Source organism: Saliphagus infecundisoli, from assembly GCF_020177375.1.
GTDB classification, from domain to species: domain Archaea; phylum Halobacteriota; class Halobacteria; order Halobacteriales; family Natrialbaceae; genus Saliphagus; species Saliphagus infecundisoli.
In genome coordinates, this window is sequence record NZ_JAIWHV010000044.1 from 1 (window position 1) to 17,885 (window position 17,885).

Annotated in this window: 17 protein-coding genes; 7 read left to right on the forward strand and 10 right to left on the reverse strand. The window is 64.9% G+C overall.

Going from position 1 to position 17,885, the window contains the following annotated elements; translation table 11 throughout:
- A partial coding sequence (locus LCF40_RS21715; RefSeq protein WP_224830226.1) for an RNA-guided endonuclease InsQ/TnpB family protein occupies positions 1 to 1,004 on the forward strand: 1,004 nt, incomplete at its 5' end.
- Positions 1,005 to 1,723: 719 nt separating this feature from the next.
- Here LCF40_RS21715 and LCF40_RS21720 read toward each other — a convergent pair.
- Positions 1,724 to 1,957, reverse strand: coding sequence for a hypothetical protein (locus LCF40_RS21720; protein ID WP_224830227.1), 234 nt, complete (start codon positions 1,955 to 1,957; stop codon positions 1,724 to 1,726).
- A 124-nt stretch (positions 1,958 to 2,081) separates the two neighbouring features.
- Here LCF40_RS21720 and LCF40_RS21725 point away from each other — a divergent pair, with 124 nt between their 5' ends.
- From LCF40_RS21725 to metG, 3 genes are all read left to right on the forward strand, one after another.
- Positions 2,082 to 2,984 carry a PhzF family phenazine biosynthesis protein gene (locus LCF40_RS21725; RefSeq protein ID WP_224830228.1) on the forward strand — a complete coding sequence of 301 codons (903 nt, stop codon included), beginning with the start codon at positions 2,082 to 2,084 and terminating at the stop codon, positions 2,982 to 2,984.
- Between the two features lie 229 nt (positions 2,985 to 3,213).
- Positions 3,214 to 5,556 (forward strand): phosphoenolpyruvate synthase, encoded by a 2,343-nt coding sequence (ppsA, locus tag LCF40_RS21730; protein WP_224830229.1) that lies wholly within the window; start codon positions 3,214 to 3,216, stop codon positions 5,554 to 5,556.
- A gap of 239 nt (positions 5,557 to 5,795) precedes the next feature.
- On the forward strand, positions 5,796 to 7,877 hold the full coding sequence (metG, locus tag LCF40_RS21735; protein ID WP_224830230.1) for a methionine--tRNA ligase: 2,082 nt from the start codon (positions 5,796 to 5,798) through the stop codon (positions 7,875 to 7,877).
- Positions 7,878 to 8,192: 315 nt separating this feature from the next.
- Here metG and LCF40_RS21740 read toward each other — a convergent pair whose 3' ends face one another.
- The 4 genes from LCF40_RS21740 to LCF40_RS21755 form a co-directional block, all read right to left on the reverse strand.
- The gene (locus LCF40_RS21740) at positions 8,193 to 8,519 is read right to left on the reverse strand and encodes a DUF7126 family protein (RefSeq protein WP_114577771.1); all 327 of its coding nucleotides are present in this window, start codon (positions 8,517 to 8,519) and stop codon (positions 8,193 to 8,195) included.
- A gap of 2 nt (positions 8,520 to 8,521) precedes the next feature.
- Positions 8,522 to 9,439: a glutamine-hydrolyzing GMP synthase gene (gene guaA, locus LCF40_RS21745; protein WP_114577772.1), complete on the reverse strand. Its 918-nt coding sequence runs from the start codon at positions 9,437 to 9,439 to the stop codon at positions 8,522 to 8,524.
- The gene (gene pyrG / locus LCF40_RS21750) at positions 9,439 to 11,085 is read right to left on the reverse strand and encodes a glutamine hydrolyzing CTP synthase (RefSeq protein WP_224830231.1); all 1,647 of its coding nucleotides are present in this window, start codon (positions 11,083 to 11,085) and stop codon (positions 9,439 to 9,441) included. Before pyrG ends, guaA begins: the two co-directional genes overlap by 1 nt.
- Before the next feature lie 61 nt (positions 11,086 to 11,146).
- Positions 11,147 to 11,740, reverse strand: a complete 594-nt coding sequence (locus LCF40_RS21755) for an alpha/beta hydrolase (RefSeq protein WP_114577774.1) — start codon at positions 11,738 to 11,740, stop codon at positions 11,147 to 11,149.
- 108 nt (positions 11,741 to 11,848) lie between these two features.
- Between LCF40_RS21755 and LCF40_RS21760 the strand changes: the two genes are divergently transcribed.
- On the forward strand, positions 11,849 to 12,676 hold the full coding sequence (locus tag LCF40_RS21760) for a PspA/IM30 family protein (protein ID WP_114577775.1): 828 nt from the start codon (positions 11,849 to 11,851) through the stop codon (positions 12,674 to 12,676).
- 86 nt (positions 12,677 to 12,762) lie between these two features.
- Here LCF40_RS21760 and LCF40_RS21765 read toward each other — a convergent pair whose 3' ends face one another.
- Positions 12,763 to 13,116, reverse strand: coding sequence for a hypothetical protein (locus LCF40_RS21765; RefSeq protein ID WP_224830232.1), 354 nt, complete (start codon positions 13,114 to 13,116; stop codon positions 12,763 to 12,765).
- Between the two features lie 322 nt (positions 13,117 to 13,438).
- Positions 13,439 to 13,972, reverse strand: a complete 534-nt coding sequence (locus tag LCF40_RS21770) for an inorganic diphosphatase (protein ID WP_224830233.1) — start codon at positions 13,970 to 13,972, stop codon at positions 13,439 to 13,441.
- 234 nt (positions 13,973 to 14,206) lie between these two features.
- Here LCF40_RS21770 and LCF40_RS21775 point away from each other — a divergent pair, with 234 nt between their 5' ends.
- Positions 14,207 to 14,563: a PadR family transcriptional regulator gene (locus tag LCF40_RS21775; protein ID WP_114577778.1), complete on the forward strand. Its 357-nt coding sequence runs from the start codon at positions 14,207 to 14,209 to the stop codon at positions 14,561 to 14,563.
- Here the strand turns inward: LCF40_RS21775 and LCF40_RS21780 are convergent.
- Together LCF40_RS21780 and rnhA are read right to left on the reverse strand one after the other, a co-directional pair.
- Positions 14,560 to 15,201 (reverse strand): DUF7108 family protein, encoded by a 642-nt coding sequence (locus LCF40_RS21780; RefSeq protein WP_224830234.1) that lies wholly within the window; start codon positions 15,199 to 15,201, stop codon positions 14,560 to 14,562. The genes LCF40_RS21775 and LCF40_RS21780 overlap by 4 nt on opposite strands.
- A 37-nt stretch (positions 15,202 to 15,238) precedes the next feature.
- Complete coding sequence (gene rnhA, locus LCF40_RS21785; protein WP_224830235.1) at positions 15,239 to 15,829, reverse strand: ribonuclease HI; 591 nt, start codon at positions 15,827 to 15,829, stop codon at positions 15,239 to 15,241.
- Positions 15,830 to 15,988: 159 nt separating this feature from the next.
- Here rnhA and LCF40_RS21790 point away from each other — a divergent pair, with 159 nt between their 5' ends.
- Complete coding sequence (locus LCF40_RS21790; protein WP_114577781.1) at positions 15,989 to 16,954, forward strand: transcription initiation factor IIB; 966 nt, start codon at positions 15,989 to 15,991, stop codon at positions 16,952 to 16,954.
- Positions 16,955 to 17,384: 430 nt separating this feature from the next.
- Here LCF40_RS21790 and LCF40_RS21795 read toward each other — a convergent pair.
- Positions 17,385 to 17,885: IS630 family transposase (locus LCF40_RS21795; protein WP_224830236.1), on the reverse strand; the 501-nt coding region annotated here is incomplete at its 5' end.

Here is a 17,885-nt window from a genome sequence, read left to right on the forward strand (position 1 = left end):
GCGAGAAGTGTTCCCCACCCGGCTACTGGGGCAACGAGGACGACGGTCGAACGTTGCGGACCTACGTTCGAAACGACCAGTACACACTGGAAATGGGCGACCGCTCTCGACTCGAGATTCCCGTCGGAAAGGAACTCAAGGGGAAGTACGGCCTCGGACACACCGAGCGTCTTCGCCTCGAAGTTGCGGGCGATCCGAAGTGGGACGGCAAACAGGGCCGGTTGGAACTGTCCTACGACGAGTCTTCGGACCAATTCAGGGCCTTTCAGCCAGTCACCGTCGTCAATTCTCGACTGGATTCACCACTGGCGGACGAAACCGCCGCTCTGGATATCGGTGCGAACAACATCGTCGCCTGTACGACCACGACCGGCAAGCAGTACCTGTACAAGGGCCGCGACCTGTTCGAACGGTTCCGCGAGACGACGCGAGAGATCGCCCGGTTACAGTCGAAACTCCGCGAGGGCCGGCACTCCTCGAACCGGATTCGACACCTCTACCGACGCCGGACGCGACGGCGCGACCATGCGATGGACGCGCTTGCCCGCGACTTGATCGAACGACTGTACGACGAAGGTGTCTCGACGGTGTACGTCGGCGATCTCACCGACGTTCTCGAGACCCACTGGTCGGTACGGACGAACGCGAAGACGCACAACTTCTGGGCGTTCCGCGCGTTCATCGACCGGCTCGCGTGTACTGCCGAAGAGTACGGAATCACGGTCGAAGTTCGCACGGAAGCGTGGACAAGCCAGACGTGTCCAAACTGCGGTTCGACCACGGACACTACTCGGCACCAGGACACGCTGATCTGTCAGTGTGGCTTCGAGGGCCACGCGGATCTTTCGGCAAGCGAGACGTTCCTGAGACGGCACGAAACAGACGTACCACGGCCGATGGCACGGCCCGTGCGATTCGAGTGGGACGACCACGACTGGTCGGAGATACCACACTCTCACGAACGTCCCAAAGAAGCGCGCACGAACCGGAGTATCCACGGGTAGGAGAAAGTCGCTCGCGTGGTGGTTCGGCATGAGCCGAGACCCCCAACGTGAGGATTCCCGCGCCTGTAGGCGCGGTGAGGATGTCAATCTCGCGTACGTGCCTCGCAAGTATGAATAGAATTGCGGTGATGGGACCTCCGGGCGCTGGAAAATCCACGTTTTCGCGCCGGTTGGGTGAGCGGACGGAGCTTCCCGTCATCCATCTCGATGCGCACTATTGGGGGCCGAACTGGGAGGGGCCGCCGACCGACGAATGGCGGCAAACCCATCGGGAACTCATCGGAGGCGACGCATGGATAATCGATGGAAACTACGGCTCGACGGCAGCGGAGCGGCTCGATGCCGCAGATACCGTGATCTTTCTGGAATCCTCGCGGTACGTTTGCCTGTTTCGTGTCCTAAAGCGCAGACTCCTTCGGGACAACCCCGCTATGGCAGAAGGCTGCTCGCCCAAAGTCGAACCGAGTTTCCTTCTGTACACGTGGCGGTTCAACACGGAGAAACGTCCCTCGCTAAAAGAGATGGCACGGACCCGTGAAGCGACAGAACTCATAACCCTCCGCTCCAGTCAGGACCGCGAGGGGCTTCTTACTCGTCTCGGCTAAGCCACGATGTCGTAACAGTCCACGACGGTACTACGGTCCGTTGATTCCGTCGATTGAGACGGCCGAACTGGTGTTACATACAGGGAACGAAACCACCGAAGCTCCGAGAGGTCATCAATACATGTCAATCAATGCCACCCCTATATATCCAACAAAGAATGTTATAGCTATGCAGACATATGCAATTATCTCTTCCGCAAGAGGCGATGAAACCAGATGAACGCCAAGAAAATAACCGAACGAACCACCCAGGATTGCCAAAACTGGCGCGGCAACGAAACCGTACCATGGGTTGTCCCAGCTCTCGTAATCAACTCGAAGTAGTCTCTGTTTCAGACCATCTCTCATATATCAATAGATCTACCGAACCTACATAAATCAGTGGTTGGTTCGCACACGGATGTAACGCCGATGGGATTTCGCTGGCGGCCCTTCCGTCACCCCTATTGGACCACGCTGCGTCGGCTCCGCCATGACTGACGATCTGGAGGTCGCGCTCGTCGACGCGTTCACCGACGACCCCCTCACCGGGAACGCCGCGGGGGTCGTCCCCGATGCCGGCGAGCTCTCGGAGCCGACCATGCAGGCGATCGCACGCGAGCTCTCGGTCAGCGAGACGGCCTTTCTGTCGGCGAGCGCGGAGGCCGAGCGCCGGATCCGGTACTTCACGCCGACCCAGGAGGTCGACCTCTGTGGGCACGCGACCATCGCCTCCGGTTCGTACCTTCACGAGACGGGCGACGTCGAGACGGGGACGACCACCCTCGAGACGAACGTCGGCGTCATCGAGGTCGACGTCGAGGACGATGGAACGGTCTGGATGAGCCAGGACGACCCCGAAATCCGCGAGGCCGACGCCAGTTACGGGACGGTCGCCGACGCGCTCGGCGTCGAGCGCGCGGCTCTGGAGGGCGCCCGCGAGGACCTCCCGCTCGCGGTGTCCTCGACCGGCCTCCCCTTCCTCATGGTCCCGATCACCTACCTCTCGGACCTCGGCGACGCGGACCCCGACATGGCCGCGATCGAGCCCCTCGCCGACTCGGTAGGCGCGACGGGGATCTACGCGTTCACGTTCGACACCCTCCAACCGGAGTCGGCGCTCCACGGGCGGATGTTCGCCCCCGGTGCGGGCGTCCCCGAGGATCCCGTGACTGGCACCGCGAGCTGTGCCGTCGCGGCCTACCTCGAGGCGTACGACGCCTTCGATCCCACGCCCGAGGAGCTCCGCCTCGAGCAGGGCCACTACGTCTCCCGTCCGGGGACGGTCCTCGTCCGGATCGACGACGAGGTCCGGATCGGCGGGCGTGCGGTCACCGCCCTCGAGGGGATGGTTCGAGCGCCCGAACGGGGCGACGACGGGATCCTCGAGGCCTGATAGGGCCGGAAGGACGTCATTGCGCCATCGATCGCGATTCGGGACCGTGATCGCCGGTAAATGGGTTCTTCCGGCTCTATGACCCGGCCGAACGTATCAGATATCGAAAAACCGTGAGGGATCGTCTCACGGGCCGACCGGTGCGAAGAACGTTAATTCGCCATCGAGTTGTGAATTTTGTGATTCTTTCACAAGGCTCATTAGGGCGAGCGTGGACCCTCCAGTAGAGATGGCAGTACTCTGGCTGGACGAGATCGGTGCCGACGACCTCCCCCGGGTCGGCGGCAAGGGCGCCTCCCTCGGCGAGCTCACCGGTGCCGACCTCCCCGTTCCGCCCGGGTTCGTGGTCACCGCAGACAGCTATCGCGCGTTCATCGAGGAGGCCGGGATCGACGACGCGCTGTTCGAGGCCGTCGACGTCGACGTCGAGGACTCGGCGGCGCTCTCGACTGCGGCCGAGCGCGCCCGCGAGCTCATCGTCGAGACCCCCTTCCCCGAGGAGCTCCGCGAGGAGGTCCTCGGCGCTTACGCCGACATGGAGGGCGAGCCGTTCGTCGCGGTCCGTTCCTCGGCGACCGCCGAGGACCTCCCCGACGCCTCCTTTGCGGGCCAACAGGAGACCTTCCTCAACGTCACCGACGAACGCCTCTTAGAGCGCGTTCGGGAGTGCTGGGCGTCGCTGTTCACCCAGCGGGCGATCTACTACCGGACCAAGCAGGGCTTTTCCCACGACGACGTCGACATCGGCGTCGTCGTCCAGCGGATGGTCGACGCCGAGAAAAGCGGCGTGATGTTCACCAGCCACCCCTCGACGGGCGAGGCGACGATGATCGTCGAGGCGGCCTGGGGACTGGGTGAAGCGGTCGTCTCGGGATCGGTCTCCCCGGACAACTACGTCATCGAGCGGGAGAGCGGGGACGTCGAGGCGACCGTCGCCGAGAAGAAGCTGCTCTGTGAGCGCGACGACGAGACGGGCGAGACCGTCGAGCGCGAGGTCCCTGAGGACAAACGCGACGAGCGGGTCCTCTCTGCCGACGATATCGAGGCCTTAGTCGAGATCGGCGAGCGCGTCGAAGACCACTACGGCGAACCCCAGGACGTCGAGTGGGCGATGGTCGGCGACGAGGTCTACATGCTCCAGTCCCGACCGATCACGACGATCAGCGAGGCCGACGACCCGCCCGCGGGCGGGGTCGCGGACTTGGAGGACGCCGGAGCGGGGGCGACCGCTCCCGGAGTCACCGACGGCAGCGGCGCCGTCCGCTCGGAGTCGAGTGGCTCCGCCGGGACCGGCCCGGCGACCGGCGATCTCCTCGTCGACGGCCTGGGCTCGAGTCCGGGGACGGCCTCGGGGGCCGCCCGGATCGTGACGAAACTCGACGAGCTCGACAAAGTCGGTGAAGGGGACGTGATCGTCACGGAGATGACCACCCCGGACATGGTCCCCGCGATGAAACGCGCCTCGGGGATCGTCACCGACGAGGGGGGGATGACCTCCCACGCGGCGATCGTCTCCCGGGAACTGGGCGTCCCCGCGGTCGTCGGGACGACGAACGCGAGTCGCGTACTGGAGGACGGCCAGGCGATCACGATCGACGGCGAGAAAGGCACCGTCGTCGCGGGCCGGGACGGGGAGGACGAACGCGAACCCGTCGAGGAGGTCCGCCCGCAGTCGCCGGTCAAGCCGATGACCGCGACGGAGGTGAAAGTCAACGTCTCGATCCCCGAGGCCGCCTCCCGGGCGGCGGCGACCGGCGCCGACGGCGTCGGCCTGCTCCGGATCGAGCACATGATCCTCTCGCTGGGCCAGACCCCGGCGAAGTACATCGAGGAGAACGGCGTCGATGCCTACGTCACCGAGATCGTCGAGGGCGTTCGAACGGTAGCCGACGAGTTCTACCCCCGGCCCGTCCGGGTCCGGACGCTCGATGCGCCGACCGACGAGTTCCGTCAGCTCGAGGGCGGCGAGGACGAGCCCGACGAGCACAACCCGATGCTGGGCTATCGCGGAGTACGCCGGAGTCTCGATCGACCGGACGTCTTCGCCCACGAGTTAGAGGCGTTCCGGCGGCTGTACGGGATGGGCTACGACAACGTCGAGATCATGTTCCCGCTGGTCAACGACGCGGAGGACGTCCACGCCCTGAAAAACTGTATGGAGGAAGTCGGGATCGATCCCGGGAAACGCCGCTGGGGCGTGATGATCGAGACGCCCGCCGCCGCCCTCGGCGTGGCCGACCTCGCCGAGACGGGGATCGACTTCGCTTCCTTCGGGACGAACGACCTCACCCAGTACACGCTCGCGATCGACCGGAACAACGAACGCGTCGCCGACCGCTTCGACGAGCTCCACCCCTCCGTGCTCAGGCTGATCGGGGACGTGATCGAGACCTGCCGCGAGGAGGGCGTCGAGACGAGCATCTGCGGGCAGGCGGGCTCGCGCCCGGAGATGGTCGACTTCCTCGTCGAGGAGGGGGTCAGCTCGATCTCGGCGAACATTGACGCCGTCCGGGACGTCCAACACGAGGTCAAGCGGGTCGAACAGAAGCTAGTGCTCGACTCGATCCGCTGATCGCGTCTCGTCCGGGGTCAGTAGGCTTTTGTCCGCCCGAGCCTATGAGTCGAACGTGACGGTTCCTTCCGCCCCCGAGGCTCGTTCTATGCGGATGCGGCGGTAGCGCCGGGTGGAGGGGCCACGCGTCGCCGGTCATGCGGCCCGGACGTGGCCACCGAAACCCGGACCAGGGATTTCGAACCGGACCATCGACCGAAACCGGCGGGTTTTACGCCCGCCACCGACTGACCACAGCCATGAGCCACGACGACTTTCCGACGGACCGACCGGCGGTGGTGACCTGCGGGTTGCCCTACGCGACGGGCGATCTGCACGTCGGCCACCTCCGGACGTACATCAGCGGCGACGTCCTCTCGCGGGCGCTCGACACGCTCGGCCAGAACAACGCCTTCGTCTCCGGGACGGACATGCACGGGACCCCGGTCGCGGTCCAGGCCGCAAAAGAGGGGGTAGACCCCGAGACGTACGCCCTCCGGCTCCACGAGAAGTACGCCGACACGTTCCCCGAGTTCGGGATCGAGTTCGACAACTACAGCCACACACACGACGAAACCAACGCCGAACTCACCCGCGAGTTCGTCCGGGCCTGGATCGACAACGACCACGTCTACGAAAAGGAGATCGAGGTCGCCTGGGACCCCGAGGTCGACGAACCACTCCCCGACCGGTTCGTCGAGGGCACGTGTCCCTACTGCGGGGAGAAAGCCCGCGGTGATGAGTGCGACGAGGGCTGCCAGCGCCACTTAGAGCCCGGCGAGATCGAGGATCCCACCAGTACGCTCACGGGCAACCCCGCTGAGTACCGCACCCGTTCGCACAAGTTCCTCCGGCTGAACGACTTCAAGGAGTATCTCGGAGAGTTCCTCGACCGTCTCGAGGGGACGAGCAACGCCCGGAACCAGCCCCGCGAGTGGGTCGAGGGCGAACTCCAGGACCTCTGTATCACCCGCGATATGGACTGGGGGATCGACTATCCGGGCGAAAGCGAGGAGGACCTCGTGCTCTACGTCTGGGTCGACGCCCCGATCGAGTACGTCGCCAGCACGAAGCAATACAGCGAGCGCGTTGGCAGCGACGAGTACGATTGGGAACGCGCCTGGAAGGAGGACGGCGAGATCGTCCACATCATCGGTCGGGACATCATCCAACACCACACCGTCTTCTGGCCCGCAATGTTGCGTGGTGCGGGCTACAACGAGCCCCGCGCGGTGATGGCCAGCGGGTTCGTCAACCTGAACGGAAAGGCGTTCTCGACCAGCCGGAATCGGGCGATCTGGGCCGACGACTACCTCGAGGAGGGCTTTCACCCGGACCTCCTTCGATACTACCTCGTGACGGCAGGGGGGTTCCAGCAGGACGTGGACTTCGCCTGGGATCGGTTCCAGGAACGGGTCAACGGCGAACTCGTCGGAACGGTCGGCAACTTCTGGTACCGCTCGCTGCTGTTCGCCTACCGCAACTACGAGGGCACCCCAGACGCGGAGCTCTCGACGGAGGTGCGAGACAGGATCGAGGACGCCATCGCGGAGTTCCGCGAGGGGCTCAACGACTACTCGCTCCGGGAGACCGGGGCGGCCGCCACCCGCCTCGCCCGCTTTGGCAACGAGTACATCCAGCGCAACGAACCCTGGAAGCTCGAGGCCGAAAGCGACGAGGCCCGGCAGGTCATCCGCGACTGCGTCCAGATCGCCAAGGCCGTCGGCGTCCTCATAGAGCCCATCGCGCCCGGAAAGGCCCAAGCGCTGTGGGACCAGCTCGCCGAGGACGGTAGCGTCCACGACGCCCGCCTCGAGGCCGCCCTCGCGGCGCCACCCCGGAAGTTCGACGAACCCGACGAACTGTTCGAGAAGATCGAGGACGACCGCGTCGCCGAACTCGAAGCGAAACTCGAAGAGCGGGTCGCGAGCTTCGATGACGGCGAGAGCAGTGAGGACGCCGAGGAGGGCGACGGCGAGACCGGCGAGGCGGGAGGCGATGCCGATCTCGAACCCCTCCTCGCCGACCGGATCGGGTTCGAGGAGTTCCAGGACCTCGATATCCGCGTCGGGCGGATCGAAGTCGCCGAGGGGATCGAGGGCGCCGACGACCTCGCGCGCCTCGAGGTGGACGTCGGGCTCGAGCGTCGCCAGGTCGTTGCGGGGATCAAACAGCTCCACGACCTCTCGGAGCTGCCCGGCGAGAAATGTATCCTGCTCGCGAACATGGAGCCCGCGGAGCTGTTCGGCGTCGAATCGAACGGAATGATCCTCGCGGCCGGCGACGAAGCGGATCTGCTGACGACACACGGCGACGCGGAGCCGGGCGAGCGCATCCGCTGATCGGGGTCGAAAACGCCGACGCGGGTGGGGGACCCGCGTCGGAAACGACAATGGGTGGGTGGGGAATGCCGGCGGTAACCGGCGCGGGGCGGCCGGGGAGCCGCCCCGTGGGTGGTGTGGAAGCCCCAGGACCGCGCGAGCGATCCCGCCGGCCTCCACTCATCCCTACCTGCCACACCCACTTCAACCGGGCCGATGCTACAGGTAATTGACCCGGGTTTGGCCCCGATTCAGTCCAGTTTAACGGTCGAAACCGACCGCAAACGAACGCTTCCGACCGACAGTGAACGAACGTGTCGAACGCGGTCAGTCCGGTCAGTCGGCCGTTCCCGCGAGTTCCTCGGCAACGATCGAAGGGCCGGCGACCCGCGGGTCGACCGCCAGATCGAGTTGGGCCTTGACGAACTCGGGGGTCGAGTCCCGCGCGTAGACGACCGTCCTGATCTCCGTGAGGTCCCTGACGATCGGGATCGACGTCGCCTGGGAGACGTCGGTCAACACGTAGAGGTCCGCGTCGACGATCCCGGCGTCCTCCAGGGCCGGACGGGTGATCACCCCGTCGAGACGGGAGACGGTGACGCCCTCCCCTTCGAGGGCGTCGGCGATGCCCTCCTCGTCGGGGCCGGCGACGATTGCACGCATGGTCACTCGTACTCGATGGTCGCGGGCGGTTTGTGGGTGACGTCGTAGACGACCCGCGCGACCGACTCGTTCTCGCCGGTGATCCGCGACTGAATCCGCTGGAGGGTCTCCCAGTCTACCTCCTGGGCGCGGGCGGTCATCCCGTCCCGGGACTCGACGGACCGAACCGAAACGACCCAGCCGTGGACCCGGTTGTCGCCCTTGACGCCCGTGGCCTTCCCGATCACCGCCGCCAGCGCCTGCCAGGGCTCGTACTCCTCGAGTTCGTCCTCGACGACGTGACAGGCCTCGCGGGCGACCTCCAACTTCTCCTCGGTGACCTCGCCGATGACTCTGACTGCCAACCCGGGCCCCGGAAACGGCATCCGTTCGGCGACCAGGTCGTCGAGTCCGAGGTGGCGGGCGACCTCCCGGACCTCGTCCTTGTAGAGGTCGCGGACGGGTTCGACGATCCCCTCGAAATCGATCACGTCGGGGAGCCCGCCGACGTTGTGATGGGACTTGATCCCGCCCTCGCTCTCGATCCGGTCGGGGTAGATCGTCCCCTGGACGAGGTAGTCGGCGTCGGCCTCGCGGGCCTCGCGCTCGAACTCCCGGATGAACCCCTCGCCGATGACCTTCCGTTTCTCCTCGGGGTCGGTGACACCCTCCAGAGCGTCCAGAAACCGGTCTTTGGCGTCGACGACCCGCAGCGACTCCATGTAGTCGAACGTCTCGCGGATCTGGGCGGTCTCGCCCTTTCGCATCAGTCCGGTGTCGACGTAGACGGGCGTCAGCCGGTCGCCGATCGCCTCGTAGGCCAGCGCGGCGGCGACCGAGGAATCGACCCCGCCCGAGAGCGCGATCACCGCGTTCGCATCGCCGACCTGATCGCCGATCTCCGCGACCGCTTCGGGGGCGAACTCCGCGGCGTCGACCATCAGGCGGTCACCCCCTCGCGGGCCTCGGCACGATCCATCACGGCGTCGAGGAAGCCGACGAACGGCGGGCTCGGCCGGCCGGGCCGCGAGCGGTACTCGGGGTGAAACTGGGTGCCCAGGAAGAAGGGATGGTCCTCGAGTTCGAGGATCTCCATGCGGTTGCCCGCCGACCCGGAGAAGACGAGGGCGCCGTCCTCGAACGCCTCGAAGTAGTCGGGATTGACCTCGTAGCGGTGGCGGTGGCGCTCGTGACAGCTCTCCGCGCCGTAGAGGTCGTGGGCGAGGGTTCCGGGCTCGATCTCGGTTTCGTGGGTGCCAAGGCGCATCGTCCCGCCCATGTCCTCGACCTCGTACTGCTCGGGGAGGATGTCGATGACGGGATGAGGCGTGTCGGCGTCGACCTCCGCCGAGTGGGCGCCCGCCAGGCCGAGGACGTTGCGTGCGTATTCGACGACGGCCATCTGAAAGCCCAGACAGAGTCCGAGGAACGGGACGTCGTTCGCGCGGGCGTACTCGACGGCGTCGATCTTCCCCTGGGTCCCCCGCATCCCGAAGCCGCCGGGGACGACGACGCCGTCGGCGTCCTCTAGCCGACGGGCGTGACGTGGGGCCATCTCGTCGGCGTCGACCCAGCGGACCGTGACGTCGACCCCGAGGTCGAAGCCGGCGTGTTTCAGCGATTCGTGGATCGACATGTAGGCGTCCTCCAGATCGTACTTTCCGACCAACGCGACCTCGACTTCTCCCTCCTTCTCGCTGGTGACGACCTCGCGCCACTCGTTTGCGCGCTCTTCGCGGGGCAGGGCCCGCTCGGCGAGCCCGAACCGGTCGATGACGTACTCGTCTAACCCCTCCTCCTCGACGACCAGCGGGACGTGGTAGACGTCCTCGACGTCGGGGTTCGAGAACACCGCTTCGGTGGGGATATCACAGAACAGCGCGATCTTCTCTTTCGTGTGGGGTTCGAGTTCGTCGTCACACCGGCCGACGATGATGTCGGGCTGGAGGCCGATCGACCGGACTTCCTTTACCGAGTGCTGGGTGGGTTTGGTCTTTTGCTCGCCGTTTTTCGAGTAGGGGACCAGCGTGACGTGGGTAAAGAGGATGTCCTCGTCGTCCTCCTCGTGGGCGAACTGCCGGAGGGCCTCGAGGTAGGGCATCCCCTCGATGTCGCCGACGGTGCCCCCGACCTCGACGAGACAGACGTCGCTTCCCTCGGCGGCCTCCCGAATGCGGCGTTTGATGTCGTCGGTGATGTGGGGGATGATCTGGACCGTTTTTCCGAGGTAATCTCCCGAGCGCTCGCGCTCGATGACGTGCTGGTAGGTCTTGCCCGTCGTGACGTTGTGGTCGGAGGTCATGTCGACGTCGAGGAACCGTTCGTAGTTCCCCAGATCGAGGTCGACCTCGCCGCCGTCTTTCAGAACGTAGACCTCGCCGTGCTGGTAGGGGTTCATCGTCCCCGCGTCGACGTTGAGGTAGGGATCGATCTTCACCGCGGTCACGTCGAAGCCGGCGTTCTTCAGCAGTCGGCCCGTGCTCGCGGCCGTGATCCCTTTCCCCAGGCCCGACATGACCCCGCCGGTCACGAAAATGAACTTGTTTCCGAGCGAGGGGTCGTACTCGGAGTCAGAATCGGTCGGCATACCGACTGTCCGCGCGACCGGTTGAAAACGATTTCGGGAACCTTCCCGGCAGGTAGACGGATCACTCGAGACGGCTCCCGAGGAACACTCCGACCGCCTCGGCGACGTTCGGATGCTGTCCGACGAAGAAGTGGTCGGCGGAGAACCCTCGGATCTCGAACCCGAGTTCGCGCGCCCGCTCGACCACCGGTTCCCAGTCGGCGGTCGAGTCGCGCTCGCCGTAGCAGATCTGGACCGAAGCGTCGAGCGTCTCGAGGGCCGCCACGGCGTCGAGGTCCGCGGTCAGCCGCGCCGGGGGCGCGAGCGCGGATATCGCATGGACATCGCGACCGACGGTCGCGCTCGCGATGATCGCCAGCGCGGCCCCGAAGCTGAAGCCGAAGACGCCGACCCGGTCGTATCGATCGGCCGCCCACCGGATCGCGTTGCGGGCGTCCTCGCGTTCGCCGTAGCCCTCGTCCCATTCTCCGTAGTCGAACCGAAGGCAGGCGACCCCCCGTTCTGCGAGCGCGTCGCTGACGGCGACCAGCCGCCGGTCGCCGCGGTGGCCACCCTGCTGTGGATGGGGTGGACAGGCGACGACGACTGCCGACGATTCGCTTGCGTCGAGGGTCCCCCTAACGTCTCGCCCGCCGGGGATCGGGACGTCGGTCACGGTTCCAGTTCGGGGGCGATCGGTATGAATCGTCCGCGTTCGGCGCCCCACCGACCGGACTGTTGAAGAGGTGATGTTTTTAAGGGGAACGAACGACACGTAGGTAGTATGGGCATCCTCTCGCGGACGTCGTACGTCATCCGGTCGAAGATCAACGCGATCCTGAATCGCAGCGAGGACCCCACGGAGACCCTGGACTACTCCTACGAGCAGATGAGAGACCAGCTCCAGCAGGTCAAACGCGGGATCGCCGACCTCACGACCCAGAAGAAACGCCTCGAGATGCAGAAGAAACGCCTCGAGGAGAACGTCGACAAACACAACGACCAGGCCCGCCGCGCGGTCGCACAGGACCGCGACGACTTGGCGCGGAAAGCCCTCGAGAAGAAGAAAGCGAAGATGAGCCAGATCGAGGAACTCGAAGGTCAGATCGGGAAACTCCAGAGCCAACAGGACCAGCTCATCGAGCAGAAGGACACCCTCCAGAACCGCATCGAGGAGTTCCGCACGAAAAAGGAGACGATGAAGGCCCGTCACCAGGCGGCCAAGGCGAGTTCGACCGTCTCGGAGGCGATGACGTCGACGGGCGAACAGTTCGAGGACGTCGGCCGGGCGATCGAACGCGCCGAAGAACAGACCGAGGACATGGAGGCCCGGGCCGCGGCCCTCGACGAACTCCACGAGTCGGGCGCCTTCGAGGACGTCATGTCGGACAAGGATCAGATCGACCGCGAACTCGAAAGCCTCTCCTCGGGCAGCGAGGTCGACGCCGAACTCGAGACCCTCAAGTCCGAGATGGGGAAAGGCAGCGAGACCGAGGAACGCGACGTCGAGGCGGATCTCGAGAACGAGGCGGACTTAGAGGACCTGGAGGATGCCGAGGTGGACGAGGACGTCGAGGCCGACCTCGCGGAACTGCGCGAGGAAGAGCGCTGAGGCGGACCACCGTGCGTCGCCTCCAGCGAAGCCGCGATTCGTCCGCGGTTTCCCGGTAACGGCCCGTCCTCGCGGCCGACGGACCATCAGTCCGCGGCGAGTCGCCGTCCGACCGACGCGAGAGTCGCCGTCGCGATCGCGAGGAGATAGTAGAAGCAGACGAGGGTCGCCAGGAGGACGATCTCCGCCGTGACCGGACTTCCGGCGACCAGTTCGGGGATCCCGAGCGGTTCGAGGACGAAGGCACCGACGACCGCGACGGGGAGATAGACGAACACCGCGTACAGCGGTTCCAGGGCGGAGATCGCCGGTTCCGGAAGCCGGTTCGAAAGGAGGATCTCGACGAGGGCGAGTCCGAGCGGAACCGAAACGAGCAGGGCGAACCCGCGGACGACGCGACGGTCGGCGACCGTCGAACGCAGACTTGCGGCGGTTCCCATGGCCAACGTATTGGTGTTTTGGATAAAACGGTCGGGGAGTCGCGATTCCGTGAGGCACCGAAGCCATGGGCTGGGCCGGAGGCTGGATGCCCACCCAGCAACCATGGCCGCGGGTCAGTCCGAGCGGCCGTTGGGAGAGTCGGGGTCGAAGTTTCGTGGAACCACCGTGGGGTGGGCCATTCCCGGGGAATCGGGGCTATCGGCGTCGGGGGATCGGTCGCTCGCGGCCATGCGAGAACGTAACGCTCTCCCGCCCAATAAAATTACCCATGCTCATAACACATCCGCGAGCGAACTGTAATTACTCGCGGGAATCGCCGGTTCAGTCGAAGTGTTCCTCGTAGAGGTCCTGGGCGTGTTCGATCGCGTCGTAGGCGGCCTGGCGGTCCTCCCAGCCCTGGGTCTCGACTTCCTTGCCCTCCTCCAGGTTCTTGTAGGTCGAAAAGAACTCGTCGATCTCGTCTAACTGCTGTTGGGGGATGTCCGCCAGGTCCTCGATGTGGTCGTAGCGGGGGTCCTCGCTCGGGACGGCGATGACCTTGTCGTCCTGCTCGCCGTCGTCGTCCATCTTCATCAGCGCGACGGGACGGGCCTCGATGATACAGCCGGGGAACGTCTGATCCTCGACGAGGACCAGCACGTCGAATGGGTCCTCGTCGTCGTAGTAGCTTCGGGGAATGAAGCCGTAGTCGGAGGGGTAGTGGACGTTGCTGTGGAGCACGCGGTCGAGGACGACGCCGGGGACGTCCTTGTCGTACTCGTACTTGTTGCGTTCGCCTTTCAGGCACTCGACGACGGCGTAGATCTCTTCGGGCGCGTTCGGTCCCGTTTCCAGGTCTTCCCAGAGGTTCGTCATGCGTGGGGGAGTTCCGCGGTCGGGGGAAAAGTACTTTCGTAATCGGCGTCAGGTACGGATGACGGCTGCCATATACGATCGGTCGCGACGAACGACCGACCGTATACAACCGTCGGCCACGTCACCGAACGAGACTCCGCCGTTCGACGATCACTGACCGATCGTCCACCGAGAAACCGGAACTAGACGAATGGTTGAGAAGTCTTAAATAGTTCGGTGACATTACAAACACCTATGTCAGAGGCACAATCGGTCACCGGATCGAAAGGCATCGCGCGCGACTTGACCGCGTTCCAGCACAACATCCTCGTCATCCTCGCCCAGGAGCCCATGTATGGCCTGGCGATCAAACGCGAGCTCGAGGACTACTACGGAACCGAGGTCAACCACGGTCGGCTCTACCCCAACCTGGACGAGCTCGTCGAGCTCGGCCTCGTCGAGAAGAGCGAATTGGACAAGCGGACCAACCAGTACGCGCTGACCGACGACGGCTACGACGCCGTCCTCGATCAGGTCGGCTGGACGCTCTCGAACGTCGTCGGCGAGGACGACGGCGAGGACATCCTCGAGCGCATCGAGGAGCACCGCTAGTAGTCGGGAAGCGGTTCGTCGGCCGTCTCGAAGACCAGCCGGATCGACTCCGCGAGGACGGCCCGCTGGTCGTCGGTCGGCCAGGCGTTTCTCACGAAGTACTCGGAACGGAACTCCGATAGCTCCGCGGCCGTCGCCTCCGTCATCGGCCGGGCGTAGTGATTGCCCATGAAATCGGCGAGGGCGGCGGCGTTGTCGGCGTGGACGTCGCCGTGGATTTCCCGGACGTCCGCGACGAGCGCCCGGTTCTCGCTTTCGACGTCCTCCCAGTCGTCGGGCGAGCCCGCTCCCTCGAGGCGGACCTCCCTCGCCCGCGAGAGATCCTCGATCCGGTCGGTTCGGATCACTCCCTCGGCTTCGTCGTGCCACTCGGCCGGGTGGACGACGAGGACGTCACCGGTGTCCTCCTCGCGGACCCGCGCGGTAAACTCGTGGTCCTCAAGGAGTTCCTCGCGGTGGCCGCGGTAGGCCGCGCGCTCGTCGTCGTCGGTCGCCGCCCTGGCGAGTCGGGTCAGTCGTTCGGCCTCCTCGACGGCCGACTCGGGGAGTTCTTCGCCGTCGTGGCTGTCGCTGTCGCTACCCTCGCTTCCGTCGTCGGGTCCGCTCCCGGGAACCGGTTCGGGGTCGAGGTCGCTCATGGTCGGGATAGCGTCCCGCCGGGCTTTGGCCTGTCGGTTACCGGTCTAAGGCCTCGTTCGCGAGTTCGTCGGCCCGGTCGTTTACCTCGCGGGGGACGTGCTCGATCGACCAGGCGTCGAACGTCGAGAGCAGTTCGAGCGCGCGCACCCGGCGCTCGCGAAGTTCGGGGTTGTTCGTGTCGTACTCGCCCCGGATCTGTTTGACGATGAGTTCGGCGTCGCCCCGGACGTCGACCTCGCTGTAGCCGTAGTCGTCGGCGGCTTCGAGGGCGGTGATCAGCGCCTCGTACTCCGCGCGGTTGTTGGTCGTCTCGCCGATCCGTTCGCCCCCCTCGGCGACGATTCCCTCGCTCGTGACGATCAGCCAGCCGATCGCGGCCGGACCGGGATTTCCCCGACAGGCGCCGTCGAAGTAGAGGTGGGCGCGTCCGCCGCCCTCCCGGAGGAGCGCCTCGATGTCGCGTGGGCGTTCGCCCTGGATCACGACCTTGCTGTCGTAGGCGACCGCGGTTGCACCGCCGTGGCTGGCGCGCCAGCGTTCGTGATCGGTGTTTCCGGGTTCGACTTCGACGCCTGCGTCCTCGAGACGCTCGCGGGCGTCGGCCACGTCGCATTCGATCACCGGCATGGGTGGGAGTCGCCGGATCCGGGCTAAAACCCTTGTCCTTTTGATCCGGAATTCGACGGAAGGGTCGCCCGAGACCCCTCGTTTCGGGCGATTCGAGCCGCCGGATTTTGGGGCTTGCCAAAGGTTTATGTGTGGTTATCGTACTACTATAAAAGTGCGATGACACGGTCCACCCGCCAGCGGGAGCGACTGCGCGAGACCGACGAGGAGACCGAGGATCAGGAGGACGTTCACGTCTGTCCCGAATGTGACTCGGAGAACCTCGTGAAGGATTCCGACCGGGGTGAGCTCATCTGTGAGGACTGTGGGCTCGTCGTCGAGGAGGAAAAGATCGACCCCGGGCCGGAGTGGCGGGCGTTCAACCACCAGGAGCGCCAGGAGAAGTCCCGCGTGGGCGCGCCGACGACCCAGACGATGCACGACAAGGGGCTGACGACCACCATCGACTGGAAGGACAAGGATGCCTACGGCCGGTCGATCTCCTCGGAGAAACGCTCCCAGATGCATCGGCTCCGAAAGTGGCAGGAGCGCATCCGGACGAAGGACGCTGGCGAGCGAAACCTCCAGTTCGCGCTCTCCGAGATCGACCGGATGGCGTCGGCGCTGGGCGTTCCCCGATCCGTTCGAGAGGTCGCGAGCGTGATCTACCGGCGCGCACTCAAGGAGGACCTGATTCGGGGCCGGTCGATCGAGGGCGTCGCGACCTCGGCACTGTACGCGGCCTGTCGCAAGGAGGGTATCCCCCGCTCGTTAGAGGAGATCAGTGAGGTCTCCCGGGTCGAGCGAAAGGAGATCGGCCGAACGTATCGATACATCTCCCAGGAACTCGGTCTCGAGATGCGTCCCGTCGATCCGAAGAAGTACGTCCCCCGGTTTTGCTCCGAACTCGAACTCAGCGAGGAGGTCCAGTCCAAGGCAAACGAGATCATCGAGAAGACCGCCGAGGAGGGGTTACTGTCGGGCAAGTCCCCAACGGGGTACGCCGCCGCGGCGATCTACGCCGCCTCCCTGCTCTGTAACGAGAAGAAGACCCAGCGCGAGGTCGCGGACGTCGCGCAAGTGACCGAGGTCACGATCCGGAACCGGTATCAAGAACAGATCGAGGCGATGGGGATCCACAGCTGACGGTTGACGCCCTCCACACGACTGAAGTCGTGGGATTCCTCGTCCGCACGCTCGGGGTCAGTCACTGCAACCGACCTCCGACGGAGGCAACTTCCCGTCCAACGGTTGGACGGTCTCGGTTCGTATGCTCCACGTCGGGGCGGAAAACGCATGGGAACGCCGACCGCGACAGTCCCGTCGCGGTCGCCCCGCTTGTGGCACACAGGCCGCGCCATCGGCCGTACTTGCGGCGAGCCGGATCGACGCAACCCCACCGGGCAGGGGTGCTGTAGTTGTTGACGGGGAAGCCCAAACCAGCCCCAGGTTTCCCGGTTGAGTTACGCTAACAAACGATCCCTGCGGGTCTAAACCGTGCGGTTGTGGCCGATTCGTCCGCTCGGACCCACCCGTGAATTGTCGAAGGCAATCCGAGCGAGGACTCGCTTAATGACTAAGATAATTTTTGAAAGTTAAGGAACTTCTCACACCACTTCTTTGCGAAGCTGATTCGCTGCGTTATTTTCTCGAACGTCTCTTGAACGAGCTCTTTGAACTCGTCTTCGTTCTCAACGACGATCGGTGCCATTGTCCACTTGAGAAAGTCCCAGACTTTCTCGATTGGGTTGAGATGCGGCGATCCTGACGGGATGAAAATCAGGTCGATTCCCAGCTGATGCGCGCGCTTGCGCGTGTACTTACAGATATGTGCTCCGTGCTTGTCCAAGACGAGCAGAATCCGCTTGCCGGGATTCTGCTCGCGCACTTCCTCCAAGACGCCACAGATCCGCTCCTTCTTTTCGTCTTCCGTGAACGTCACGTGACTCTCACCGTTCAGTGCGTAGAATCCAACCGCAGAGTCGTGCGTTTTCACTAACGGCCGTTCAATGTGCGGGTCGTCGACGTACCAGACACGGCGCGAATTATCGTACGGCTGTGGTTTCGACGCGTCGAA